Source organism: Marinobacter sp. bablab_jr008, from assembly GCF_016464145.1.
GTDB lineage: Bacteria > Pseudomonadota > Gammaproteobacteria > Pseudomonadales > Oleiphilaceae > Marinobacter > Marinobacter nauticus.
In genome coordinates, this window is record NZ_JACDWW010000004.1 from 1 (window position 1) to 283 (window position 283).

The 283-nt window shown below is 54.1% G+C and carries 1 protein-coding gene; it reads left to right on the forward strand.

Annotated features, from left to right (window positions below; genetic code table 11):
• Positions 1-262, forward strand: a 262-nt coding sequence (locus JIF53_RS00025; protein WP_323127127.1) for a cytochrome c biogenesis protein CcdA, incomplete at its 5' end; no start/stop codon positions are given.
• Between the last annotated feature and the right edge of the window lie 21 nt (positions 263-283).

A 283-nucleotide genomic window follows, 5' to 3' on the forward strand; every position in this document is an offset into this window, starting at 1 on the left:
CTCCACCCATGCCAATGCTGAGGCTGGCATGCTGTATCTGGCGGCGTATTCGTTCGGGTTAGCTCTCCCTTTTCTCGGAACTGCCCTGTTTATTGAACACTTTCGGCAACGAGTACGCTGGCTCAGTCGCTGGAGTAGACTACTGAGAGCGCTTGCTGGCTTGGTGCTCGTTGTAATGGGAGTAATGGTGCTCACCGGTCGGATGACACTCTTTGCGTCGTGGATGTTGTCGACGTTTCCGGTTCTCGGAAGGCTTGGTTGAGCTTCCTACAGCCAAACTACA